Genomic DNA, 23633 nt, shown 5'->3' with positions numbered 1-23633 from the left:
CTAAGTAAAACAAACTAAGATAGTTTTTGTTTTACTTCATCACTTGCCATTGAAATATTCCAAGCTGGCTCCCAAACTAAATCTATTTCCACATGTTCAACTTTATCAAGCTCTCTCATAACTGCTTCTTCAACCCATTGAATAATCATTTGATGAAGAGGACAAGCTTTTGTACTAAGTGTCATGGTAACAATTACATTCATTTTTTCATCACAAACAGCATCATAAATAAGACCCATCTCTACAAGATTAAAGCCAACTTCTGGGTCATTTACAGTTGATACTGCTTTAAAAATTTCTTCTTTTGTGTACATAAAATTATCCTTTAAAATTTATGATATAAAAAACATCTTTAATTATAAAAGATGTTCCAATAAATAAAAAACTAACAGCTGATTTAAATATAATATCGCTACTTAAACTAAATGCTATTAAACTCAAAACAAAACCTATGATATAAAAAACAAAGCCAAATTCAGAACTTTTTTCAGGTACCATATCAGCTAACATAGGAACTTTTTGTTTACCTACTAATGGTGCGAATCTGTGAAACCATACTAAAAATGGAATTATTTTATATAAATGTGCTGTAATAATTGGAGTTAAAAACCCAAGTAAAAATATAAATCCAGCAACAACTAAAATATAATCATTTAAAACAATAAAATAAACACATACTAAAATCAAAGCTGCTATAAAATTCACAACTGAAACAACAATATATTTATAATATATATCTTTTTGTTTTCTAACTTTTGTTATAAAAATCAGATATAACTGATAAATAAAAAGTATAAATCCAAGTAAAACTTCAAAATAGCCCAGATATTCAATAATTTCAAATTCAAATAATTGGCTAAAAACTACTAAAATAACACCAATACTAATATTATAAAATGCCAATTTTAAATATATATTATTAAATGAATGGGAAAGCCAAAACATAGGAATCAATATATAACTCATTGAAAGAATAGTAATACCTAAATATCCCACAAATACTAAGTAAATATGAGAAAGCATCAAAGCTTTTATATTTAATTGCAAATTTCCACTATAAGCAAATGATAAAATAATTGCAACTATCAACCCAAATAATAAAAAAATATTAGCAACTAAAACAGTGCTTGATAAAAAATTTAATTTCTTTACTTTTTTAATTGTCAAAAAACTTTCAAATAAAAAAATAAAAAATGATATAAATACAATAACACCACCATATGATAAAATCATAGGATATTTATAAAATCCAAGAAATATTAAAATCGTACCAAGAACTAGTAAAGGATTTACAACATAATATAAATCAATAGAAAAATGCTCCACTTCTAAAACAACAGGTAATAATTGTGCCATAGAAGCAAATATGCTCATCATCACAAAACCTAATAAAAATAAATGCACCCATGATAAAACAAAAGTATTTTGGCTATGCAAAGAATTTATATCAAAATCAAATAGCAAAGCAACACTTATAAATAGTATAAGCATTGCACTTACAAAAAAAGAACCTACTAATTTAAATGGTGGGGCAAATTGCTGTGAAATATTCATAATATTAGTGAGAACACCCTGTCCCACTACAAGAAGTATCAATATTTTTTAAATTAACAGTTGTATTAGTTTTTTTTATAAATGTCACTGCTACTTTATCATTTTCTAATTCAACAATTTCATATTTAAATGAATTCTGAATTTTTGGGAATAATCCCATAGGAGGTTTGTGATTTATCATTACTAATTTGTGTTTATCATCAAGTAGTTGAAGTCCAACCATTGCATTAACCATAGGTTCTGGTGGTCCTGTTAAACTTGAATCAAAATAATAAGCATCTTCATCTTTAAAAAATGGAACTGTTGCACCTTCAACATTTATTTCTTTTGCATTTTGTGGAATAATCATTTTCTATCCTTATAATATAAATTACAAGAATGATAACCCATTAAAATAATTAATTCATTGATAACTATCAATATATTCAGAATTAATATGAAAATATTTATTTAACTTAAGCTTCTTATAAATTATATACAATTTATACAAACTCTTCACAAATAAATTGTAAAATAATCCTATGAAAATATTAACACTCATTTTATTTATAAACCTTTTTTTAAATGCTTCTGATATTAAAGCTTATGCCATTGGAATTTTTGATGAAAAAGGAGAGGGTGAAAATATTCAACATAAAAGAATAACAAACAAGGATTACAATAATATTTGCTATTCAAGAATCGTAGTTTTTGGGAATATCCCACATGCAAGAGTCCAAGTAAAAATAGGAAATTCATTAGGTCACTTTGAAAAATCTATTTTTGTTTATAATAAACATAAAATAAAAATAGCAGAAGAAATAACTTTTAAACATTATACTGTTGAAAAGGGTTATTTTGAAGTAAGAATTAATAATAAATTATATGACACAAAGGTTTTTATCAAATAAGTTATTATCAAAGATGAATATTAATTCACAAATTTAAATATTTCTTTAGAAACGTAGCATTAAAATAGCATTCTTTAAGTTTCAAGTGTGTATACTTTCATCAGATAAGAAGTTTTGTCTACTTACTCTCTCCTTAGTTAAAAATTATAGCACTTGTGACGATTTTTTTTAAGATAGAACTTCTTTTTCAATTTAGATAAAAACAAAATATTTTGGATTTTATTTTTATACAATTTATTATTTTATGAAAATTCAGAATAAAAATAAAAAAAGGGAAAAGTTTTAATAACTTTTCCCTTTTTGCTTTATATGTAAAAATTAATTTACATATATTTTTTAAGTACTTCTGGAATTCTAACACTTCCATCTTCGTTTTGATAATTTTCCATAATAGCTACTAATGTTCTTCCAACTGCTAGTGATGAACCATTTAAAGTGTGAGCTAAGATATTTTTCTTACCCTCTTTATATCTGATTTTTGCACGTCTTGATTGGAAATCTCTTGTATTTGAAATTGATGAAATTTCTCTATATTTATTTTGTCCAGGTAACCAAACTTCTAAGTCGATAGTTGTAGCAGCACTAAATCCTAAATCGCCTGTACATAATTGCATTTTTTGGTGAGGAAGTCCTAATGATGTTAATAAATCACTTGCGCATGCTACCATTTTTTCAAATACTTCATTTGATTGTTCTTGTGATGTGATTGCTACCATTTCTACTTTATCAAATTGATGTTGCCTAATTAATCCTCTTGTATCTCGCCCTGCACTTCCTGCTTCTTTTCTAAAACAAGGAGTATAAGAAGTAAGTAACATTGGAAGTTCTTCAATTTCTAAAATCTCATCATTAAATAAGTTAGTTAAAGAAACCTCAGCAGTTGGGATTAAATATAAATCTTCACCTTCAATTTTAAATAAATCATCAGCAAATTTTGGAAGTTGCCCTGTTCCTTGAAGAGTATTTGAGTTTGCCATAAATGGAACATACCACTCTTGGAAACCTCGCTCACGATTAAAATCAAGCATATAGTTAATTAAAGCACGTTCTAGTCTTGCTCCATCACCTCTTAATGCTGCAAATCTAGATTTTGCAATTTTTACACCTCTTTCAAAGTCAATCCAACCATTATTTAAATCCCAATGCTCTTTTGGCTCAAAAGAAAAAGTTGGTTTTGCGCCAACTACTTCTAAAATAATATTTTCATTTTCATCCGCACCACTTGGAACAGACTCATCAGGCATATTTGGAACACCTAAAATAATAGAAGTTAATTCATCTTCTAAAACTCGTACTTGTTCTTCTAACTCTTGTTTTTTATTTTTTAGATTGTTTATATTTTCTTGAAGTGGAGCAACATCTAGCTTCTCTTTTTTATATCTTCCAAACTCTTTTGAAAGTAAGTTTTGCTCAGCTGTAACGTCTTCCATCTCTTGTCGTTTTTCTTTTGTATTAGATGCAAGTGTTTTTAGGTTATTTAAAAGCTCGTTGTCTACACCTTTTCTTTGTAAGGCATTTACAACATACTCGAAGTCTTTTTGTAGTAGTTTAATATCTATCATCTTTGCTCTTTGTAATTATATTTTTTTGAATTATAACTAAAAAATTCTACAAAGAGATTAGATGATATTCTAAATTTATCCGTTCATTACCATTTTAATCATTACATTTCCATCAACATATTCAGTTTTGAATTTATGTTTGTGACAAAAATCTTCATTCATTATTATACACATTTCATCCGCTTTTGCTAATGCTTCGTCTACAGTTTCACATTGTGTTTCTTGTTGGAAATCTGAATTTCTAAAGCATCCACATGCTCTTTCAACTATTATAGCTGCCATTATTATCCTTTATTAAATTTTCGCAATTGTATCATAAAGAAATAAAACTTTCTTTTAATAAAGTTTATTCCCATTCAAATTGGAATGTTGTATGAACAATTTTATACTTTTCTTTCAAGCCATGATTTATTTCATGTAAAAGTTCTTCATATTTATCTAATGATTTTTTATCTATTTTCACATGGGCTGTCATATTATACATATCTTGAGTAATCTCCCAAATATGTATATCATGAAGTTCAATAACATTTTCATTTTTTTCAATAAATTGTTGAACCTCTTGTATATCAATAGGTGAACTTTCCATCAAAGTATTAGTGGAACTTTTAAGTATATCCAAGGCCCATTTTCCAATAACTATCGCTACAATTATTGCTAAAATAATATCAATAAAATACCATGAAGTAAAATAAATTATAATATAGCCTATAATAATAGCCACAGATGATAAAGCATCACTTAACATATGTACAAATGCAGATTTTAAATTTACATTATGTTTATCACCTTGCATTAATATAACACCTGTAATAATATTTACAACTAAACCTATAATTGCCACTATCATTGCTATTTTTATATCTATTACACCTGGGTTCAGAAATCTATGTATTGCTTCATACAAAATCCAAACTATTGATAGAACAATAGTAATTCCATTTATAAATGCAGCTAAAACCTCAGCCCTATAAAATCCAAACGTTTTACTCAAAGGCGCTTTTTTACTTGCAATTATTATTGCTATTAAAGAGATTAAAAGGGCAAATGAGTGTGTAAACATATGAATTGCATCTGAAACTAATGCTAAAGAGTTTGATATAAAACCTGCAATAAATTCTGCTAGCATTGTTATAATAGTTATTACAAGTGCAATTTTTAGTAATTTTTTATCAGTTCCTCTATGATCATGAGAATGTCCATGATCATGCTCGTGATGATGTTCATGTGTATGTGTAAGATTGTCATGTTTATGATGAGAATGAGAACAATCATGTGAATGTTTATTTTCTAAATGAGGTTTATGCTCATTTAATCCAAATTTACAGTTGTACATTTTATTTTCCGTTTTATTCGATTTTTCCCATATTATATTACTAATACTTAATGTTTACATAATCTATTCCCTTATATTTTAGTAATATCTAATAAATATTTAACTAAAGTAAAAGAGATAAAAATTCAAATTATTAAAGAGTTCCTATGAAATATAATTTTTTTACTGTATCAATTCCTATTTTGCTTTTAGTTATTGCATCTTTTTATTTAACTTCAAAGTTTATAGAACCCAGTTCAAAAAAAGAAATCACAATTGCTACAGGTTCAATTGATGGAGAATACTATCAAACTGCACTTAAATATAAAGAGATATTAGAAAAACAAAAAGTTAAAGTAAATATTCTTACATCAAATGGTTCTATGGAGAATATTCAACTTCTAAATGATAAAAAAGCTGATATAGCTTTTATTCAAAATGGAATCGATGAGTTAAAAGAACAAACACATATAAAAGCTATTGCTTCAATATATTATGAACCTTTATGGATATTTTATAAAAATGATACATACAAAATGGATTATCTTATTCAATTAATTTCAAAAAAAATATCAATTGGAAAAGAAAAAAGTGGAACAGAAGATTTAGCTTTAAAAATATTAAATGACAACGGAATAAATAAAAAAAATTCACAACTTCTTTATAATTCAACACAAGAAGCAAAAGATTTACTAATAAAAGGCGAAATTGATGCTATGTTTATAGTTAGTTCTCCAAATTCAAATGTTATAAAAGAGTTGTTAGAAAATCCAGATATAAGTCTGTTTAGTTTTAAAAGAGCAAAAGCTTATAGTAGAAAATACTCTTTTTTAGAAGCTACTCCAATTTATGAAGGAACAATTGATTTATATAAAAATCTTCCAAGCCAAGATATAAATCTTCTTTCTACAACTGCAAATCTTATTGTAAGAGATGATTTTTCAGATGAATTAACTAGACTTATTTTAAAAGAAATAAAAAGAATTCATAATAAAAAAGGCTTATTTGAAACACAAAATCAGTTCCCAAATATTGATAACTTGACTATTGAGATAAATGAAGATGCACAAAGGTATTTCACTTATGGTGATACTTGGCTTGAGAAAATATTTCCATACTGGATTGCTTCAAATATTGATAGATTAAAGATTTTATTAATTCCACTTATTACTTTGATGATTCCTTTATCAAAAGGATTTTTCCCACTTTATAGATGGAGTATTAGATCAAAAATCTATAAATGGTATGAAGAAATACATAAAATTGATTTAGAAGCAGAAGATGCTAAAAATGAAGAGTTAAAAAAATATTTAGAAAAAATTATCGCATTAAAAAAAGAGATAAAAGCAGAAACAAAAGTTCCACTTTCTTATATGGGTGAATATTATGATTTAATAATGCATTTAGAGTTAATAATTTCAAAGATAAATATGAAATTAGCTTCTAATTAATTTTAGCTACTTTAGATATAATAAACCAAAAATTATAAGGAATTTGATTTGAGAATTTTATCAGGTATTCAACCATCAGGAACAATTCATATAGGAAACTATTTTGGAATGATTAAAAAAATGGTTGAATCTCAAAATGATGGAGAGTTATTTGCATTTATTGCTTCTTATCATGCATTAACTTCAGTAAAAGATAAAGAGTTTTTAGAAAGAAACATCTTTGAAGCAGCCGTGAATTTTTTAGCACTTGGAATGGATCCAGAAAAATCAACTTTTTGGGTACAACATGATGTAAAAGAAGTTTTAGAGCTTTACTGGCTTTTATCAAATCATACTTCTATGGGACTTTTAGAAAGAGCCCACTCTTACAAAGATAAAACAACAAGAGGAATTCAAGCAAATCATGGGCTATTTTCATATCCTGTTTTAATGGCTGCTGATATTTTATTATTTGATTCAAATATAGTTCCAGTTGGAAAAGATCAAATTCAACACGTTGAAATGACAAGAGATATTGCAACAAGTTTTAATCATACTTATGGAGATATTTTAGTATTACCTGAATCAAAAGTAGATGAGAATGTTGCAACAGTTCCAGGAACTGATGGAGCTAAAATGTCAAAATCTTATAACAATACAATTGATATGTTTGGTCCAGCAAAAACAATAAAAAAACAAGTTATGGGGATAGTAACTGACTCAAAAGAATTAAATGAAGCAAAAGAGTGGGAAAACTGTAATATCTATACTTTATCTAAGCTATTTATGAAAGAAGACGAATTAGCATCTTTAAGACAAAGATATGCAACGCCAGGTGAAGGTTATGGTCATTTTAAAATGACACTATTAGATAAAATCAATGAACACTTTGAGCCATATGCTCAAAAAAGAGAACATCTTTTAAATAATCCAAAAGAAGTAAAAGATATTTTAGCTTTTGGAGCTAGTAAAGCTAAAAAAATTGCAGCTGCTAAAATGGAAATTATTAGAGATGCTGTGGGGTTAATTTAAATTAAAATGTAAAAGTTAAAATATAAAAGAGTTTTACTCTTTTATATTTACTTTTATAACCTCTTCGATATTATTTGAAATATCTTCAACTCTTTTTTGCCAAACTTTTCCAAACTCTATTTTTTCTTCATTTGTTGCACTTCCTTGAATACATTTTTGCATTAAAGAGTTCATAGAAGGATGTGGTAAAATCATACTTGCATTATAAAAAACATCAACACTTTTTTGTGTATCAAGTCTTGTAAATCTTACACTTGCTCCACTTATATCTTTTTCAAAATTCATTAAATTATTTCTATCATGTTTTCCTGCTAGTCCTTTAAAACCATTTGTAGTTGTAGAGCCCGTTATATTTGTAATTACACTTCCAATTACGCCTGCAACTCCATCTATTTGCTTTTCTTTAAATTCAACTAAGATATTACCACGTTTTGCTATTTCATTTTCATGTAAGGCTTTTAAACCTTGAAGTGTCATAAGATAAGCTCCAAGAACAGTAGGACATGAATGCCCTGCACTTTTTACTACATCCAAATATGAAAATTCTATTAGTCCATCTTCAAAAGCGCCTAGAAGGTAAGCTAAATCGTCTTGTAGTTTTATTGTTGGGATATTATTGAAAAATTGTGGATAAGTCATATTTTAAACCTTTTTGTTAGTATTATTTGCACTAACAACAAAGTTCAAAATATTTTGTGTTAGGCTATTTTTTTACAAATAAAGATTAATTTATCAGCATGTTCATCTGTATGTAAATTAAACTTTTTTATCTCTTGAATTTCAAAATTACACTCTTTTAGAAGTTTTCTTAAAAACTCTTTTGTGTGATATTCTTGGATTATAGAATCACTCTCTTTAGAAAACAGGCCGCCATTTTCTTTGGTAAAAAGAGTGATATCCGTTTGGAGTTTATTGTTTTCAAAGTTTGCATCTATTGATATAAATTTATCTTCAAGGTCAATAGTAATACATCCTTGAGCAACTTCTTCAAATCCAAAGAGAGAGTTTACATCAAAAATAAAATAAGCACCTTGATTTAAAACAATATTTACTTGAGTTATGAATGATTTTAAATCTTCTTTTGGAATATAATTTAATACATCAAAAATAGCTGTTGCACAATCAAATTTCTCTTTTACATCAGCTAAATCTATAACTTTGGCATTTAAATTTCGCTCTTCACAAGCTTTTATTTGCTCAACACTTAAATCAATTCCAAAAGCAGTTTTTTTATTTACCATTAAATTTTCTAAAAAATATCCTTGACCACATCCAATATCAATAATATTATCAAGATCATTCACCATAATAAATTTTAGAAATTCTTTATGTAATGTATAAATTTCTTCTTCGAAACTTAAAAAAGGCTCAACCCTTGCGTATAAATCTAAGCCCATTATAAGTGTGCTTCTATTCTTTCTTTTAAGTCTAAAATTAAATCTTTTTTAGCATAAAAAGAGTTTTTATTTGCAATTAAATGTGCGCTACTTTCCATAATAGTAGGACCAACTTCAAGTCCATTTTGTTTCATTGTTTCACCTGTTTCTACAATATCAACAATACAATCACAAAGGCCAACTAAAGGTGCTAATTCAATAGAACCATAAAGTTTAATAATTTCAACAGCCATTGCTTTTTGTTCAAAATATTTTTTTGCAATTACTTCGTGTTTTGTAGCAATCGTAATTTTACTTTTATTAAAGTCTAATTGTTCACCTGCTCTTAATCCAAAAGCAACTTTACAACGTCCAAGTTGTAAATCTAAAAGCTTAATTAAGTCGTACTCTTTTTCTTCAAGTACATCAAGGCCAACAACACCTAAATCAGCTGCTCCATGCATTACATAAGTTGGTACATCTTGATTTCTTACATTTAAAAATCTAAATCCAGCTTTTTCTAGTATTAATTTTCTGTCTTCAAAAATAAATTTTTCACCAAAAGCTTTTTCAAATTTATCAAGAGTTTCTTCAGCAATTCTTCCCTTAGGCAATGCAATTGTTAGCATCAATTATCCTTTTCATATTTTCAAATATTAAATCTTTTTTATATACACTATTTTCAAAATATTTACTCAAAACTAGTCCATCACCACCTGTAAATATAATATTTTTATTAAAACTTACTTCTTTGATTGGTAAAATGATAGATTTTAACATAGCATATTGTATGGCATCTTTTGTTTGAAGCGGTATTTTATCTAAATTTATATCTTTTTCAAAAGAAAATTTCAATTTTTTTGATATTTTCGGATAACTTGATATAAAACTTCTAATTCCAAGAAGTATAAATCCCCCTTGATGAATTCCTTTTTCCATAATATCAACAGTAATTGCACTTCCGGCATCTACAATTACAATATCTTCATAAGAACAACATGCAACCGCTCTATCTATTCCTAAACCTTTATATGAAGTTTTAAAATTGATTATTTCTTCTATGTTTTTTGATGTGGGATTATTTTTTAGCAATTTTTTACTTGCTTTTTCATTTACCGATATATAATATACTTCATCATCAAAGACAGGAATCTTTTCATCAAGAAAATATTTTTTATGTTTTCCATTTATTAAAAAATGAAAAGTTGTATTTCCAATATCACATAAAATCAACTCTAACACTCCAATTATTTTGTTTTAAATACTCTTTTGCTTTTGAGCATAATGGGCTAGAAATCAATAGTTCTTTCTTTTTAAAATTATGGTCTAAATGACTTGCTAATTTTTCACAAAGTTCCATCAAATCATTTGCACTTTTTCTAATAAATCTACTTTTAGAATCAACAATAAATATTGCATGAAAATTTGAATCAACACTTGTTGCAGCGTAAATATCTATTTTTTTTCTAGAATCTAATTCTTTTGGTAGTACTTGTTTTATATCTTTAAAAAGTATATTTTTATTTGTATAGTATGTTGTTAATTTTTTCAATATATCCCTTTATTTAAAAAATTATATCTAATTAACTCTTTTTATTAAATTTTATACACAAAGCAAATATATTTGCTAACTTATTTAGTTATAATTCTAAAAAATTAATATTAAAAATAAAGAAATATGCAAGAAATAACACAAGAAGAACAAACAAAAATCACACAAGCCATTATAAAAGCAGCAGTTCTGATGCTAGAGTTTGGTGCAGAGAGTATTTTAATAGAACAAACAGCCCAAAGATTAGGTACTGCTTTAGGAATGAATTCTGTTGAAATGTCATTAATTCCAGCTGCCATTGTATTAACAACTTTATACAATAATCAATCTGTTACAACAACTAGAAGAGTTCATCATAAACCTATTAATATGTCTATAGTTTGTGATGTTCAAAAAATGGTTATTCAAATCGAGAGAAATAATTACGATGCAAATTATGTGATGAATTATTTGAAAAATATAAAACCAAATCTTTATAATAGATGGTTAGTTGTATTTATGGTAGGTTTTGCATGTGCATCATTTTCAAATCTACAAAATGGCGATTTTAATGCATTTTTTATAACCTTTGCAGTTGCAAGTATTGCTATGTTTATTAGACAAGAACTAAATAGAAAAAGATTTGTAATGATTATTACTTTTGGAATAACTGCTTTTCTTGCAACTTGCCTTGCTAGTTTGTCAATTTTATTTAATTTAAGTACAACTCCAAATGTTGTCTTAGCTTCAAGTGTTTTACTATTAGTGCCTGGGGTTCCTTTTGTAAACTCTTTTTTAGATGCCTTCAAAGGTTATTTAAGTATGGGATGGGGAAGATGGTTACAAGCGATTATTTTAACAATAGCTTCTTCATCAGGAATTGTATTAGCTATGTCACTTTTAAATATCAAAGGATGGTAAGATGGAAATAATTTTTGATATTTTAATTAAATCTATATTTGCAAGTATTGCTTCAACTGGTTTTGCAATGCTATTTAATGTTCCAAAGCATACTTTGATTTTTTGTGCATTAGGTGGAGCAATAACTTATATTATTAGAAATATTTCAATGGAGCTTGGTCTTTCAATTGAACTATCAACTTTTATAGCATCATCTTCTATTGGTTTTATTACACTTAGCTGGTCAAGAAAATTTCTAATTCCAAGACCTGTTTATTCAGTTGCATCCATAATTCCCATGATTCCAGGAACTTATGCATTTACTGCAATGATAAGCTTAGTTGATATGAATTCTCATGGAGTTAGCCCTGAATTAATAGAATTATTTATTGAAAACTTTCTAAAAGCATTATCTATTTTAGGAGCTATTACATTTGGATTGGCTCTTACATCTTTGTATTATATGAGATTAAACAGACCCGTAATTTAGTAAAAAAAAGAGAAAAGCAATGCTCTTCTCTTTTATTCCTTAGTGTTTGATTTTTGTTTTAAAGATAAAATTTATTTATAAACTCATCACTTACATCTATAATTTTTCGCTCTCTTAGTGACTCAATAACCTCTTTTGAACAATCAACATCATCAGGCCATCTTCTATTAAAATTATCAAAGGCATTTTTATTTGTTGCATCTAAACACATAGTATGTCCATCAATAAATAAATCTCTATTTGAATCTATATTATTTGCTACTCTCCAAACTAACATATAAGAGTTATTTACATCATTTTTATTACTTTCAACAATTATTAAAACTTTAATATGTTCAAATAATGGTTTTAAATCTTCAAAAAGATATTTTTGATTTCTTGTTTTTTCTACACTTATTACTGCAATTGGGTTTTTTGTATCAGTAAAGTATTGTTTTAAATCTTTTACTTCACTTGTAATTGCTTTCATTCTTTCTAAAAGTTCATTATCTTCTAAAAGAGTAATTCCTAATTCTGCTATTTCATCACCCGTACAATCAAGTCCTAGTTTTCCACCAACAGCAAATTTTGGGCTTGAGTGGTCAAGGGCATCTACTACACCTTTTGTAACTAACATATCATCAATATTTAATCTATTTAAAATATGTTTCATTATTCCTTGATGATCTGTAAGTAATGGTGCATCTTCATTTACAAAAACTGCATGTTTTACAAAACTCATTTGCCCTACTCCCCAAAATGCGTGCATCATTTGAGATGCATGTCCTGGATATAGTGTTTTAATTTTAGCCAAAATCAAATTATGAAAAACACCATTTTCAGGCATATAATAATCTATTAAATCAGGTGCAGTTGTTTTTAATAATGGTAAAAAAATTCTCTCTGTTGCATGTCCCATATATTTATCTTCTAAAGGAGGTTTTCCAACAACTGTAGCTAAAAATGTAGGTTTTGCTTTACTTGTAATTGCAGTAATTTCCATAAATGGATACTCTTCTTCAAGTGTATAATAACCTGTATGATCACCAAATGGTCCTTCTATTCTCATTTTTGAAGGGTCTACAAAACCTTCAATAATAAAATCATTATCTTTAGGTACCCAAATATCATTTGTAATTGATTTTACAAGTTGTGCACTTTTATTTTTTACAAAACCATAAAGCATTAACTCAAAAATTCCAATAGGAAGTGGTGCTTGTCCACACCAAATATACATAGGATCTCCACCAATACCAATAGAAACTGGCATTTTTTTACCTGCTTTTTTAAACTCATGGAAAAAGTGATTTGAGTCTTTATGTATTTGCCAATGAAGACCTAAAGTATTATCAGAATAAACTTGAAGTCTATACATTCCAAGGTTTTTCAACTCTCCATTTAAAGATGTTGTATAAACTTGTCCCATAGTAATAAAAGGGCCACCATCTTGTTCCCAAGTAGTAAGGATTGGTAAATCTGAAAGTTTTGCATCACTTCCAAGTTTTATAACTTCTTGACACTCACCTTTCCCTTTATTTTTTTTAGGAATTGTATTTTTAAGAGCAAATAGTTTTCCAAAAGTTGATAGTTTCTCACTAAAAGTTGTTGGTGGTTTCATTTTTAATAGGCTTTGAATTTCATTTCCTATTTTATCTCCATCACCTATAAAAAGTTCTACAGCTTTTTCATTACAAAATACATTCATTAAAACTGGAATATCAAATTTTTTATTGTTTTTTCTGTCTACAACATTTGTAAATAAAATTGCTTTAGAATCATCTGTCTTAACTTCAACATATGCAACATGTGGAATTTCTAAATAAATATCTAGTTCATCATCTATAATTTTTAGTAAATTATTCTTTTTTAGTAGTTCAATTGCTTCTTTCATTTCTTCCCCAAAGTAAACCTAATAAGGTAATTAGTATAAATCTTATATCATTTTATCAATAAAAAATAGTTTATAATAGGGGTTTTGAATATGCTTGATAATATTAAATACAATTTTGATGAAGAGATAATTAGAAAAAATACAAATTGTACAAAATGGGATGGATTAGAAAAATATTTTGGATATAAAGATTTAAATCCACTTTGGGTTGCAGACATGGACTTTAAAACACCTGATTTTATAAATAATGAAATCATAAAAGCAGCACAAAATGCTTCTTATGGATATAGTGTAGAAAGTGATGGATTATTTCAATCAATTATTTCATGGCAAAAAAATCAACATAATTGGAATATAGATAAAGAAGATATTTTTATGATAAATGGTGTTGTTCCAGCTTATAGTGCCTGCATTGAAGCATTTAGTGAAGAAGGGGATGAAGTAATAGTTCAAACTCCAATTTACCCACCATTATTTAAATGTATAAGTGCAAATAATAGACAAGTAGTAATTAATGAGCTAAAAAATGATAATGGTTATTACACTATGGATTTAGAAGATTTAAAAAGTAAAATTACACCTAAAACAAAAATCTTAGCTCTTTGTTCTCCACACAATCCAGTTGGCCGTGTTTGGTCTAAAGAAGAACTTGAAGAACTAGCTGATATTTGTATAAAGAACGATATTATAATTGTTTCAGATGAAATTCATAGTGATATTACTTTTAAAAAGTTTATTCCACTTGCCTCAATTAGCGAAAAAATAGCACAAAAAACAATTACTTTAAATAGTGCAGGAAAAACATTTAACATTGCAGGTTTAAACTGCGCATATGCTATAAGTAAAAATAGTTTTATTTTAGATAGATTTAAAAAAATAGCACATAAAAGAGAGATTCATTCAGTGAACTTTTTTGGATACATTTCAACAAAAGCAGCTTATGAAAATGGAGCTTTATTTGTTGAACAATTAAAAGATTATATTATGGGTAATATTTTATTTATAAAAAAATATTTAGAAGAAAACAATTTGAAAATTGATTTTCAAATTCCTGAAGCAACTTATCTAATTTGGTTAAATTTTATACAGACAAATCTATCCCATGAAGAGATAAAAGAACTATTATTAAGAAAATCAAAAATTGCTTTAAATGATGGTGTTTCTTTTGGTAACAATGGAAATAAATATTTTAGATTGAACACTGCACTTAGTAGAAAAGCCCTAGAGATAGCATTAAATCAGTTATCTGTTAGTTTTAAGTAGCAATAAGATAGCAAAGTATTACCTTTTTTCTCACTATTAGGATTATCAATTATAAATAATTGAAAAACTTTATTATGTATAGAAAATAGTGTACAATCAAATATTAAAATTAATGAATAGGGAAGAAAATGTCAACTGAATTAATTCTAGCCTCTGTTATTTTTGTAGCCATTGGCCTAATTCTTGTTTCTGTGTTCGCATTGTCAAAATTTGTGGGACCAAATAATGAGAATTCAAAAATTAAAAACACTGTTTATGAAAGTGGTGTTTCTAATCCGGTGGGAACAACAAATATAAGATTCTCAGTTAAATTTTATTTAGTTGCAATTTCATTTTTACTATTTGATGTGGAAATTATTTTCATGTTTCCTTGGGCAATAAATATTTTAGAACTTGGTTATTATGGACTATTTAAAATGTTTATTTTTATGGGATTATTATTTGCAGGTTTAATTTATATCTACAAGAAAAAGGCATTATCATGGGATTAGGAGTTGAATCAAAATTTGGCGATTCTATCGTTACTACTAGACTTGATCACGCAGTAAACTGGGGAAGATCTTATTCTTTATGGCCAATGGTTTTTGGAACAGCTTGTTGTGGTATTGAATTTATGAGTGTTGCAGGGGCTAAATATGACCTTTCAAGATTTGGAGCAGAAGTTGTAAGATTTTCGCCAAGACAAGCAGACTTACTTATTGTTGCTGGAACAATCTCATATAAACAAGCACCAATTTTACAAAAAATATATGAACAAATGTGTGAACCTAAATGGGTTATTTCTATGGGAGCATGTGCTTGTTCTGGTGGATTTTATGATAACTATACTACTTTGCAAGGAATTGATCAAATAATTCCTGTTGATGAGTATATTGCAGGTTGTCCACCTCGTCCTGAAGCTGTTCTTGATGCAATTATGAGAATTCAAGAAAAAGCTCAAAGCGATTCAGTTATAAAAGATAGAGTTAAAGAGTTTAAAGGAATTTTAGATGCTTAAATGTGATATGTTAATTGAAGCTAATGATATTAAATCTACAATTTCTAAATTAAAAAATGAAGATAATTACACGACTTTATTAGATATTACTATTATTGATTATTTGAAATTTCCAGATGTTACACCTAGTAGATTTGCAGCAGTTTATATTTTAAGAGATACAAGTTTTAAAAATCAAATTTCTGTAAAGTCATTTATTGATGATGATACTTTAGAACTTGAGACAATTAGTGATATATATGCTGCTGCAAATTGGGCTGAAAGAGAAGCTTTTGATCAATATGGTATTAAATTTAAAGGTCATCCAAATTTAAAAAGAGTTTTAAATCATCATCAATTTGTTGGGCATCCTTTAAGAAAAGATTATGAAATCACAAAGGGTCAAATCTGTACTCAAACTGAAGATTTAATGGATGAAATGCATCCACTACTTACTTCAAAAGGTTATACAGCTGAAGATATCAATGACTTAATGCTTTTAAATGTTGGACCATCACATCCAGCATCACATGGAACAATTAGAAACTTTGTTGCTATGGAAGGTGAAACAATCACAGCTTGTGTAACAGAGATTGGATATTTACATAGAGGTTTTGAAAAATCTTGTGAAAATCATACTTATTCTCAAATTATTCCATATACAGATAGATTAAACTATTGTAGTGCTATTTTAAATAATATTGGTTATTCAAAAGCAGTTGAAGAAATGCTAAAAATTGATATTACGCCAAGAGCTAAAATGATAAGAGTAATCATTGGTGAGTTAAGTAGAATAATAGATCATCTTGTTTGTAATGCTGCAAATATGGTTGACCTTGGTGGACTTACAAATTTCTGGTATTTATTCGCACCACGTGATAAAGCTTATGATTTATTATCAAAATTAACAGGTGCACGGCTAACAAATACTTATACAAGAATTGGTGGTTTAGAGTTTGATTTATATGATGGCTTTAATGAAGATTTAGCAGTTGTATTAAAAGAAACAGAAACAGCTATTGATGATGCTTTATCATTAATTGCACATAATAAGATTTTCCATGATAGAACGCAAGATGTTGGCGTTATAAAAGCTGATTTTGCACTTGATTATGGAATTACTGGACCAAATTTAAGAGCAGCCGGTGTTGCTCATGATTTAAGAAAAGACAAACCTTATTATGGTTATGAAAATTTTGATTTTGATATGGTAATTGGAAGTCATGGTGATGTTTATGACAGAATGATGTGTCGATTTGAAGAGATGAGACAATCAATCAGAATTATTAGACAGGCTATGCGTGAATTACCAGATGGTGCTATAAATGTAAATGCTCCTGGAATTTTACTTCCTTCTAAAAAAGATGTTTATGGAAATATTGAGGGTTTAATGAATCAATTTAAACTTACATTTGAAGGTATAAAAGTTCCAAAAGGTGAATATTATTCTTCAACTGAAGGTGGAAATGGTGAATTAGGATTTTTCATTGTAAGTGATGGAAGTGGTAGACCTTATAAAGTTAAATGCAGACCTCCTTGTTTTTATGCACTTGGAGCTTATGCAAAAATAGTTGAAGGTGGAATGTTAGCAGATGCTGTTGTTACAATGGCAAGTATGAATTTTATTGCAGGGGAGTTTGATAGATAATGAGTACATTTAAATTTTCAAGCGAAAATGAAATAAAATTTCAAGAATACGTAAGTAGATATCCTGTAATTGATTCAGTTATGTTACCAGCATTATGGCTAGTTCAAGAGCAAGAAGCTTGGGTGAGTCCTGAAGCTATGGTTTATGTGGCGGATAGATTAGGAAAAACTCCAATTCAAGTATATGAAGTAGCAACTTTTTATACTATGTTTAATTTAAAACCAATTGGAAAACACCATATTGAACTTTGTAAAACTCTATCATGTATGTTATGTGGTTCAAAAGATATTAAAAATCATATAAAACAAACAATAGGCATAGAACCAGGTCAAACAAGTGAAGATGGATTGTTTCATCTAAGCGAAGTTGAATGTCTTGGTGCTTGTGGTGGAGCACCAATGTTTGCACTTGATGGACAATATCATGAAAAATTAACTAATCAAAAAGTTGATGAGTTAATTGCGGAGTGTAAAAAATGATAACAAAAATAGTAAGTCAAAATTTTGATATTCCAGATTCACATAAACTTGAAGTTGCTCTTGCAAATGGAAGATATTCTTCTATAGATAAACTATTTTCTATGACTCCTGATGCAGTAACTGCTGAAGTTACAAAATCAGGATTAAGAGGAAAAGGTGGAGGGGGAGCTGCTTGTGGTCCAAAATGGGAACTAATGCCTAAAAATGATCCAAGACCTGCATATTTAATTGTAAATGGGGATGAATCAGAACCAGGGACTTTTAAAGATAGACAAATTTTTCAATATGACCCACATCTTTTAATAGAAGGAATTATTTGCACTTGTTATGCAATAAATGCACATCATGCATATATTTATATCAGAGGTGAATATAAATTTTTCTCAGATAGAGTGAATGTTGCGATAAAAGAAGCCTACGAAGCTGGAATAATTGGTGATAAAATCATGAACAAATATGACTTTAAACTAGACATCACAGTTCATAGAGGTGGTGGAGCTTATATTTGTGGAGAAAAATCAGCATTAATTGAATCACTTGAGGGAAAACGTGGACATCCAAGACTTAAACCACATGGTAAAGAGTGTGAATGGTTCTTTGATAATCCAGCAACTGTAAATAATGTTGAAACAATAGCAAGTGTGCCAAATATTGTAGAAAATGGAGCTGAGGGGTATACAAAATATGGAACTCCTAAATCACCTGGAACAATGCTATTTGCAATTTCAGGGCCTGTGAAAAACCCAGGTGTTTATGAAATGGCATATGGAAACAAAATGATTGATTTTCTAAACGTTCTAGGTGGTGGAATGATTGAAGGAAAAAAATTAAAAGCAATCATTCCAGGAGGTTCATCTTGCCCTATCTTAACTGCAGATGAAGTGGAAAAGGCAGTATTAGATTATGAATCTATGTGGGATATTGGTTCAACTTTAGGTACAGGAGGGATGATAGTTATTGATGAAGATACATCTATGGTTGATGTAGCTAAAAATCTAATTGAATTTTATCACCACGAGTCATGTGGACAATGTACACCTTGTAGAGAGGGTACAGGATGGATTGATAAGATTTTAGGAAAAATCTTAAATGGTGATGGTTCAAGTGAAGATTTAAATACAATACTTGATGTGTGCAGTACAATGAATGGTAAAACAATCTGTGTATTTGCTCCAGCGGTAAAAGATATTATTGAAAGTATTGTAAGAAAATTCCCACAAGAATTTAATATATATTTTAAAAACTAAAACTAAAATTTAATTTAATAAACAGGAGAAATTTATGGCAAAAAGCACAATGACATTAACTGACAACAGAAATGGCAAATCATTCGAATATAATATTATTGATGGAACAAGAGGACCTAGCGTTGTAGATATTTCTACATTTTACAAAGATTCTGGAATGTTTACTTACGACCCAGGTTATACTTCAACTGCATCTTGTGAATCTAAAATCACATTTATTGATGGGGAAAACTCAGAGTTAAGATATAGAGGTTATGATATTGCAGATCTTGCTGGTAAACACTCTTTCTTAGATGTTTCTTATTTATTAATGAGAGGGAAACTTCCAACTCCTGAAGCTTCAAAAAACTTTGATTTAGAAATTAGACATAGATCTTTCTTAAATGAAGGAATTATTAGATTATTTGATGCATTACCAGATGGTGCTCACCCAATGGCAACAATGGGAGCTGCTACTATGGCTTTATCAGCATTTTACAAAGATCACTTACATTTAGAAGATGAAGAAGAATTTAAAATGATGAGAAGAAGAATTTTAGCTAAAATGCCTGTTATTGCTGCGATGGCTTATAGAAATTCTATTGGTACTCCACTAATTTACCCAGATGTAAATAAATACTTCACAGAAAACTTCTTATATATGTTAAGAGCATATCCAGGTGGAAAAATGAAATATTTAGGTGATGGTGTAAATGACGAAATCAAACAAGTTGAAATTGATGCACTTGATGCAATTTTAACTTTACATGCAGATCATGAGCAAAATGCATCTACAACAACTGTAAGAAACGTAGGTTCAACTGAAGCTCACCCTTATGTTGCTATTGCTTCTGGTATTTCTGCATTATGGGGATCTGCGCATGGTGGTGCAAATGAAAAAGTAATGGATCAATTAAGATTAATTGGTGATGTTAAAAATGTACCAACTTATATTGCTAAAGCAAAAGATAGAAATGACCCATTCAGATTAATGGGATTCGGACATAGAGTTTATAAAAACAGAGATCCAAGAGCTGAAACTTTAAAAGGATTACAAGATAAATTAAGAGAAGAGTTAAAACTTGATTCTAAATTACTTGATATTGCTGCTGCTGTTGAAAAAGCTGCTTTAAGTGACGAGTACTTTATTGAAAGAGGACTATATCCAAATATCGACTTCTATTCAGGAGTTATCTTAACTGCACTTAGAATCCCAACTGCAATGTTTACACCAATCTTTGTTATTGGTAGAACTCCAGGATGGTTAGCACAATGGTCTGAATTAAAACAAGATCCAAAACATAAAATTGCAAGACCAAGACAATTATACACAGGAAACTAAGAAAAAATAAAACTTAAGGCAAGGAATGATATATGAGTGAAATTGTAGATATTACAATCAATGGAGCACAAATGCAAGCTGCAAAAGGCAGCTTGCTAATTGATAAATTATTGGATGAAAATATTCATATTCCTCATTTTTGTTATCATCAAGCCCTAGGAAAAGATGGAAACTGTAGAATGTGTATGGTTGAAATTGAAGGTCAAAAAAGACCTCAAATTGCATGTGACACACCTGTAAAAGCTGGAATGATTGTAAGAACTCAAGGTGAGAATATTGAAAAAGTAAGACGTGATATTCTTGAACTTGAACTTATAAATCATCCAATAGATTGCCCTACTTGTGATCAAGCAGGAGAGTGTAAACTTCAAGACTACTATATGGAATCAGGTTTTTATGATTCAAGAGTAAATGTAAATGCAAAAAATCATGCAAGAAAAAGAGTTGATTTAGGCTCTAATGTAATGCTTGATCAAGAAAGATGTGTACTTTGTACTAGATGCGTAAGATTTTGTTCACAAATAACAAAAACAAATGAACTAGGAGTAATCAGTAGAGCTGATCACTCAGTTATTGGAACTTTCCCTGGAAAGCCACTTGATAATCCTTATGCTATGAATGTTATTGATATTTGTCCAGTTGGAGCATTAACAAATAAAGATTTTAGATTTAAACAAAGAGTTTGGTTTTTAGAAACTTTTGATGCCATTTGTAATGGTTGTTCAAAAGGATGTAGTATTTATGTTGATCATAGAAAAGAAAAATATAAAGATGACCAAATTTTCAGATTTAGACCAAAAGTAAATAAAAATGTTAATGGACATTTCATTTGTGATGAAGGAAGACTTTCTTATACAAATGAAGCTAATAATAGATTTGAAACACCATTAGTAAATAAAAATGAAACTAATGTGGATAATACTATTACTAATATGTTTAAAGAACTAACAACAAACAAAAATATCTTATTCGTATTAAGTGCAAATCTTTCAATAGAAGAAATGCAAAATGTAAAAAATTTAGCATCAAAATTAAATGTTGATGTATCAGGATATTCTCCAAATACTTTTGATGAAAGCTTTGCTGATGATTATTTAAGAACAAATGATAGAACTGCAAATAGAGCAGCTTTTAAAGAACTGCAAATTGATGAGTCAAAAGAGTATTTTGATGAAAAATTAAATAAAGCGTCATTGGTAATAATAGTTGAAAATAGCTATTTTGAAAATAATGCGAACTTGCTAGAAAACAAAAAAGTAATATCTCTATTTTCTCATCATTGTATGACAATTGGATATTCAAATGTAGCAATTCCAGTTGCTTCTTTTTATGAAAAATCAGGAACTTATATAAATATAAATGGAATTAAGCAAAAAGTTATTTCAAAAATGAATAAAAATAATCCTATGCAATCTATTACCACTGTAATTGAAGATCTAAAATCAATGATTGAAAAAGGAACTGTATGAGTATTGAATCAATAATTATCATTGTAATAAATATTTTTCTTGCAATTATCCTAGCTGTAGGTATGACACCTGTTTTTGTTTGGTGGGAAAGAAGAGTATCTGGATTTATGCAAGATAGAACTGGACCAAATAGATGTAATATTGGGCCATTTAGATTAGGTGGATTAATTCAAAGTTTTGCAGATATGCTAAAACTTGTATTTAAGGAAGACTTCACTCCTTCTCATATTAAATACAAATTTTTCTTTACAATAGCCCCAATAATCGTATTTTTTTGTTCATTTTTAACTTTTGCAGTTATCCCATTTGCAGATGTTTTAGTAATAGATGGAAAAGAAAATATTATGCAAGCGATTCCAAGTGAACTTGGAATCATGTGGTTTATCGCATTTGCAGGATTATCTGTTTATGGAATTATTCTTGGTGGTTATTCTTCAGGAAGTAAATATGGACTTCTAGGTTCAATTAGAGCATCAGCTCAAGTTATCTCATACGAAGCTGCAATGGGATTAGCAATTATTTCTATGATTTTATCTTATGGTTCAATTCACTTAACAGATATGGTAAATGCACAAGCAGGAACTTACCTTGGTGTAATTCCAATGTGGGGGATATTTATACAACCACTTGCTGCTATTATCTTTATTGTTTGTGCTTTTGCTGAAACAAACAGAGCTCCATTTGATTTAGCAGAAGGTGAATCAGAGTTAGTTGCTGGTTATCATACAGAATACTCAGCTATGAAATTTGGACTTTTCCAAGTTGGTGAATATGCAGCGATGAGTGCATCAAGTGCGATTATTGTAACACTATTTTTTGGTGGATATCAAATTCCTTGGTTAGATACAAGCGCAATTCAAAGTAATATTACTTATGTAATTATGGCGATTATCGTTATTCTTCCTATCAAAGCTTATATTCTTACAACTTGGATGAAAAAAAATAATAGATCAAAAAATGACGATACTTCAAGAGCTAAAGAAACAAAAATATTAACTTTTGCATTTTGGGGTTTAAGTCTATTTATAATGGCTATTTTAGTTCTATTTTTAATAACAGGACTTGGAACAAACGGAATTAATATTGTAACAACAGTAATACAAGTTGGAACTTTTTTAATTAAATTCTTTATGATGGCATTTGTTTTTATCTGGATTAGATGGACTGTTTTAAGATTTAGATATGATCAATTACAAATGTTAGGTTGGAAAGTGCTTATTCCATTAGCTCTTTTAAATATCGTAGTAACAGCGATTGTTATAGTAGTGGGGAATAATTAA

26 protein-coding genes are annotated in these 23633 nt (G+C 28.4%); 14 read left to right on the top strand and 12 right to left on the bottom strand.

The genetic code is table 11. The features are described from left to right. Positions 1 to 14: 14 nt before the first annotated feature. The 3 genes from AACT_RS02675 to AACT_RS02665 are packed head-to-tail and all read right to left on the bottom strand — an operon-like array spanning position 15 to position 1903. Entirely contained in the window at positions 15 to 314 is a 300-nt protein-coding gene (locus tag AACT_RS02675; RefSeq protein WP_172124740.1) for a metal-sulfur cluster assembly factor, read from the bottom strand. A gap of 4 nt (positions 315 to 318) precedes the next feature. Beyond that, positions 319 to 1554: a hypothetical protein gene (locus AACT_RS02670; protein WP_172124738.1), complete on the bottom strand. Its 1236-nt coding sequence runs from the start codon at positions 1552 to 1554 to the stop codon at positions 319 to 321. Positions 1555 to 1558: 4 nt separating this feature from the next. Next, a complete protein-coding gene (locus AACT_RS02665) occupies positions 1559 to 1903 on the bottom strand; it encodes a hypothetical protein (protein WP_172124736.1) in 345 nt (114 codons plus the stop codon). Positions 1904 to 2075: 172 nt separating this feature from the next. On the opposite strand from AACT_RS02665, the gene AACT_RS02660 reads away from it, so the two are divergent. Continuing rightward, positions 2076 to 2444, top strand: coding sequence for a hypothetical protein (locus AACT_RS02660; protein ID WP_172124734.1), 369 nt, complete (start codon positions 2076 to 2078; stop codon positions 2442 to 2444). A 323-nt stretch (positions 2445 to 2767) separates the two neighbouring features. Here AACT_RS02660 and serS read toward each other — a convergent pair whose 3' ends face one another. From serS to AACT_RS02645, 3 genes are all read right to left on the bottom strand, one after another. Next, positions 2768 to 4006 carry a serine--tRNA ligase gene (gene serS, locus AACT_RS02655; protein WP_172124732.1) on the bottom strand — a complete coding sequence of 413 codons (1239 nt, stop codon included), beginning with the start codon at positions 4004 to 4006 and terminating at the stop codon, positions 2768 to 2770. 75 nt (positions 4007 to 4081) lie between these two features. Then, the gene (locus AACT_RS02650; RefSeq protein WP_172124730.1) at positions 4082 to 4288 is read right to left on the bottom strand and encodes a hypothetical protein; all 207 of its coding nucleotides are present in this window, start codon (positions 4286 to 4288) and stop codon (positions 4082 to 4084) included. A gap of 64 nt (positions 4289 to 4352) precedes the next feature. Beyond that, positions 4353 to 5342, bottom strand: coding sequence for a cation diffusion facilitator family transporter (locus tag AACT_RS02645; protein ID WP_172124728.1), 990 nt, complete (start codon positions 5340 to 5342; stop codon positions 4353 to 4355). A gap of 146 nt (positions 5343 to 5488) precedes the next feature. Here AACT_RS02645 and AACT_RS02640 point away from each other — a divergent pair, with 146 nt between their 5' ends. Together AACT_RS02640 and trpS are read left to right on the top strand one after the other, a co-directional pair. Continuing rightward, positions 5489 to 6772 (top strand): TAXI family TRAP transporter solute-binding subunit, encoded by a 1284-nt coding sequence (locus tag AACT_RS02640; protein ID WP_172124726.1) that lies wholly within the window; start codon positions 5489 to 5491, stop codon positions 6770 to 6772. Positions 6773 to 6820: 48 nt separating this feature from the next. Then, positions 6821 to 7783, top strand: a complete 963-nt coding sequence (gene trpS, locus AACT_RS02635; RefSeq protein WP_172124724.1) for a tryptophan--tRNA ligase — start codon at positions 6821 to 6823, stop codon at positions 7781 to 7783. Positions 7784 to 7816: 33 nt separating this feature from the next. On the opposite strand, the gene AACT_RS02630 is transcribed toward trpS, so the two are convergent. Genes AACT_RS02630 through AACT_RS02610 form a run of 5 tightly spaced genes read right to left on the bottom strand, consistent with a single transcriptional unit; the run spans position 7817 to position 10711 of the window. Next, positions 7817 to 8422, bottom strand: coding sequence for an FmdE family protein (locus tag AACT_RS02630; protein WP_172124722.1), 606 nt, complete (start codon positions 8420 to 8422; stop codon positions 7817 to 7819). 59 nt (positions 8423 to 8481) lie between these two features. Then, entirely contained in the window at positions 8482 to 9180 is a 699-nt protein-coding gene (locus tag AACT_RS02625) for a class I SAM-dependent DNA methyltransferase (protein WP_172124720.1), read from the bottom strand. Further along, positions 9180 to 9788 (bottom strand): ATP phosphoribosyltransferase, encoded by a 609-nt coding sequence (gene hisG / locus AACT_RS02620; protein ID WP_172124718.1) that lies wholly within the window; start codon positions 9786 to 9788, stop codon positions 9180 to 9182. Before hisG ends, AACT_RS02625 begins: the two co-directional genes overlap by 1 nt. Then, positions 9766 to 10401 carry a type III pantothenate kinase gene (locus tag AACT_RS02615; RefSeq protein ID WP_228720521.1) on the bottom strand — a complete coding sequence of 212 codons (636 nt, stop codon included), beginning with the start codon at positions 10399 to 10401 and terminating at the stop codon, positions 9766 to 9768. Before AACT_RS02615 ends, hisG begins: the two co-directional genes overlap by 23 nt. Then, positions 10379 to 10711: a hypothetical protein gene (locus AACT_RS02610; protein ID WP_172124716.1), complete on the bottom strand. Its 333-nt coding sequence runs from the start codon at positions 10709 to 10711 to the stop codon at positions 10379 to 10381. The genes AACT_RS02615 and AACT_RS02610 overlap by 23 nt, the downstream gene beginning before the upstream one ends. A 126-nt stretch (positions 10712 to 10837) precedes the next feature. On the opposite strand from AACT_RS02610, the gene AACT_RS02605 reads away from it, so the two are divergent. Beyond that, complete coding sequence (locus AACT_RS02605; protein ID WP_172124714.1) at positions 10838 to 11611, top strand: threonine/serine exporter family protein; 774 nt, start codon at positions 10838 to 10840, stop codon at positions 11609 to 11611. A gap of 1 nt (position 11612) precedes the next feature. Then, complete coding sequence (locus AACT_RS02600; RefSeq protein ID WP_172124710.1) at positions 11613 to 12080, top strand: threonine/serine exporter family protein; 468 nt, start codon at positions 11613 to 11615, stop codon at positions 12078 to 12080. Between the two features lie 58 nt (positions 12081 to 12138). Here AACT_RS02600 and AACT_RS02595 read toward each other — a convergent pair whose 3' ends face one another. Next, positions 12139 to 13950, bottom strand: coding sequence for a menaquinone biosynthesis decarboxylase (locus AACT_RS02595; RefSeq protein ID WP_172124708.1), 1812 nt, complete (start codon positions 13948 to 13950; stop codon positions 12139 to 12141). A gap of 90 nt (positions 13951 to 14040) precedes the next feature. Between AACT_RS02595 and AACT_RS02590 the strand changes: the two genes are divergently transcribed. From AACT_RS02590 to AACT_RS02550, 9 genes are all read left to right on the top strand, one after another. Beyond that, on the top strand, positions 14041 to 15213 hold the full coding sequence (locus tag AACT_RS02590; RefSeq protein WP_228720520.1) for a MalY/PatB family protein: 1173 nt from the start codon (positions 14041 to 14043) through the stop codon (positions 15211 to 15213). Positions 15214 to 15341: 128 nt separating this feature from the next. Next, a complete protein-coding gene (locus AACT_RS02585) occupies positions 15342 to 15704 on the top strand; it encodes an NADH-quinone oxidoreductase subunit A (protein ID WP_172124706.1) in 363 nt (120 codons plus the stop codon). After that, the gene (locus tag AACT_RS02580) at positions 15695 to 16210 is read left to right on the top strand and encodes an NADH-quinone oxidoreductase subunit B (RefSeq protein ID WP_172124704.1); all 516 of its coding nucleotides are present in this window, start codon (positions 15695 to 15697) and stop codon (positions 16208 to 16210) included. Before AACT_RS02585 ends, AACT_RS02580 begins: the two co-directional genes overlap by 10 nt. Continuing rightward, positions 16203 to 17837: an NADH-quinone oxidoreductase subunit D gene (locus tag AACT_RS02575; protein WP_172124702.1), complete on the top strand. Its 1635-nt coding sequence runs from the start codon at positions 16203 to 16205 to the stop codon at positions 17835 to 17837. The genes AACT_RS02580 and AACT_RS02575 overlap by 8 nt, the downstream gene beginning before the upstream one ends. Continuing rightward, a complete protein-coding gene (locus AACT_RS02570; protein ID WP_172124700.1) occupies positions 17837 to 18316 on the top strand; it encodes an NADH-quinone oxidoreductase subunit NuoE family protein in 480 nt (159 codons plus the stop codon). The genes AACT_RS02575 and AACT_RS02570 overlap by 1 nt, the downstream gene beginning before the upstream one ends. Then, a complete protein-coding gene (nuoF, locus tag AACT_RS02565) occupies positions 18313 to 19563 on the top strand; it encodes an NADH-quinone oxidoreductase subunit NuoF (protein ID WP_172124698.1) in 1251 nt (416 codons plus the stop codon). Before AACT_RS02570 ends, nuoF begins: the two co-directional genes overlap by 4 nt. A gap of 34 nt (positions 19564 to 19597) precedes the next feature. After that, positions 19598 to 20884: a citrate synthase gene (locus tag AACT_RS02560; RefSeq protein WP_172124696.1), complete on the top strand. Its 1287-nt coding sequence runs from the start codon at positions 19598 to 19600 to the stop codon at positions 20882 to 20884. A gap of 32 nt (positions 20885 to 20916) precedes the next feature. Next, positions 20917 to 22353 (top strand): NADH-quinone oxidoreductase subunit G, encoded by a 1437-nt coding sequence (locus AACT_RS02555; protein WP_172124694.1) that lies wholly within the window; start codon positions 20917 to 20919, stop codon positions 22351 to 22353. Between the two features lie 2 nt (positions 22354 to 22355). Further along, positions 22356 to 23633, top strand: a complete 1278-nt coding sequence (locus AACT_RS02550) for a complex I subunit 1/NuoH family protein (RefSeq protein WP_172128489.1) — start codon at positions 22356 to 22358, stop codon at positions 23631 to 23633.

This window comes from Arcobacter acticola (assembly GCF_013177675.1).
Taxonomy (GTDB): domain Bacteria; phylum Campylobacterota; class Campylobacteria; order Campylobacterales; family Arcobacteraceae; genus Aliarcobacter; species Aliarcobacter acticola.
The sequence above is the reverse complement of the archived record's forward strand: the minus strand, read 5'-3'. Positions and strand labels throughout refer to the sequence as shown.

Bases quoted from the DNA above. Each gene is read 5' to 3' on its own strand.
- AACT_RS02575 (WP_172124702.1), top strand. From the start codon at position 16,203: ATGCTTAAATGTGATATGTTAATTGAAGCTAATGATATTAAATCTACA.
- AACT_RS02605 (WP_172124714.1), top strand. From the start codon at position 10,838: ATGCAAGAAATAACACAAGAAGAACAAACAAAAATCACACAAGCCATT.
- hisG (WP_172124718.1), bottom strand. From the start codon at position 9,788: ATGCTAACAATTGCATTGCCTAAGGGAAGAATTGCTGAAGAAACTCTT.
- AACT_RS02650 (WP_172124730.1), bottom strand. From the start codon at position 4,288: ATGGCAGCTATAATAGTTGAAAGAGCATGTGGATGCTTTAGAAATTCA.
- AACT_RS02555 (WP_172124694.1), top strand. From the start codon at position 20,917: ATGAGTGAAATTGTAGATATTACAATCAATGGAGCACAAATGCAAGCT.
- AACT_RS02585 (WP_172124706.1), top strand. From the start codon at position 15,342: ATGTCAACTGAATTAATTCTAGCCTCTGTTATTTTTGTAGCCATTGGC.
- AACT_RS02630 (WP_172124722.1), bottom strand. From the start codon at position 8,422: ATGACTTATCCACAATTTTTCAATAATATCCCAACAATAAAACTACAA.
- AACT_RS02640 (WP_172124726.1), top strand. From the start codon at position 5,489: ATGAAATATAATTTTTTTACTGTATCAATTCCTATTTTGCTTTTAGTT.
- AACT_RS02660 (WP_172124734.1), top strand. From the start codon at position 2,076: ATGAAAATATTAACACTCATTTTATTTATAAACCTTTTTTTAAATGCT.
- AACT_RS02600 (WP_172124710.1), top strand. From the start codon at position 11,613: ATGGAAATAATTTTTGATATTTTAATTAAATCTATATTTGCAAGTATT.
- AACT_RS02560 (WP_172124696.1), top strand. From the start codon at position 19,598: ATGGCAAAAAGCACAATGACATTAACTGACAACAGAAATGGCAAATCA.
- AACT_RS02580 (WP_172124704.1), top strand. From the start codon at position 15,695: ATGGGATTAGGAGTTGAATCAAAATTTGGCGATTCTATCGTTACTACT.
- AACT_RS02670 (WP_172124738.1), bottom strand. From the start codon at position 1,554: ATGAATATTTCACAGCAATTTGCCCCACCATTTAAATTAGTAGGTTCT.
- AACT_RS02675 (WP_172124740.1), bottom strand. From the start codon at position 314: ATGTACACAAAAGAAGAAATTTTTAAAGCAGTATCAACTGTAAATGAC.
- AACT_RS02665 (WP_172124736.1), bottom strand. From the start codon at position 1,903: ATGATTATTCCACAAAATGCAAAAGAAATAAATGTTGAAGGTGCAACA.
- serS (WP_172124732.1), bottom strand. From the start codon at position 4,006: ATGATAGATATTAAACTACTACAAAAAGACTTCGAGTATGTTGTAAAT.
- AACT_RS02625 (WP_172124720.1), bottom strand. From the start codon at position 9,180: ATGGGCTTAGATTTATACGCAAGGGTTGAGCCTTTTTTAAGTTTCGAA.
- AACT_RS02645 (WP_172124728.1), bottom strand. From the start codon at position 5,342: ATGTACAACTGTAAATTTGGATTAAATGAGCATAAACCTCATTTAGAA.
- AACT_RS02595 (WP_172124708.1), bottom strand. From the start codon at position 13,950: ATGAAAGAAGCAATTGAACTACTAAAAAAGAATAATTTACTAAAAATT.
- AACT_RS02570 (WP_172124700.1), top strand. From the start codon at position 17,837: ATGAGTACATTTAAATTTTCAAGCGAAAATGAAATAAAATTTCAAGAA.
- AACT_RS02590 (WP_228720520.1), top strand. From the start codon at position 14,041: ATGCTTGATAATATTAAATACAATTTTGATGAAGAGATAATTAGAAAA.
- nuoF (WP_172124698.1), top strand. From the start codon at position 18,313: ATGATAACAAAAATAGTAAGTCAAAATTTTGATATTCCAGATTCACAT.